This window comes from Halorubrum persicum (genome assembly GCF_002727125.1).
GTDB classification, from domain to species: domain Archaea; phylum Halobacteriota; class Halobacteria; order Halobacteriales; family Haloferacaceae; genus Halorubrum; species Halorubrum persicum.
In genome coordinates this window covers 1-610 of record NZ_NHOA01000061.1, presented here as the reverse complement: position 1 = coordinate 610, position 610 = coordinate 1, and the positions used below count along the sequence as shown (strand labels likewise).

The window sequence follows — 610 nt, the reverse complement described above, 5'->3', positions numbered from 1 at the left end:
CTCGTGGGCTCGGTGGTGGCAGTGGATCACAGACGATCAACATCCTGACGTGGGAGGAATACGCGGACCCGGACATCAAATCCAGGATCGAAGACGAGGTGGGAGTCACGCTGGAGATCACGAAGTCGACCTCCTCTTCGAAGATGTTCTCTTCGTGGAACTCGGGTCAAAACGAGCAGTACGACATCGCGATCCCGAACAACAACTACGTGCCGAAGATGATGGACGCGGACCTGGCCGCGCCGGTCAACGAGGACGTGATGACCAATAGTGGGGACATTTACGAGGTCTTCAAGGGGTTCCAGGAGTCGCAGTTCACCAGCGGCGGTAACACGTACGGCGTCCCGATCCGCTTCGGGTGGTACGGCTACTCCTACGACTCGCGGGAGGTCTCCGAGGACCACGAGCAGAGTTACGACATGCTGTTCAACGACGAGTACTCGGGGAACATCATCATGTACGACAACCACTTCAAAGCCATGTCGGGAGCCGCGTTGTACCTCGGGTACCGCGACGCCTTCGAGGGATCGTCGGTCAGCCTCTCGGAGGACCAGATCGAGGAAGTGAAGAACACGATGATCGACCAGAAGGACATGCTTCAAGGGTACAT

General features: G+C 57.5%; 1 protein-coding gene. It reads left to right on the top strand.

Annotation, left to right across the window (positions count from 1 at the left end; all coding sequences use genetic code 11):
• On the top strand, positions 1-610 hold a 610-nt coding region (locus DJ69_RS08740; RefSeq protein WP_144050412.1), incomplete at both ends, for an ABC transporter substrate-binding protein.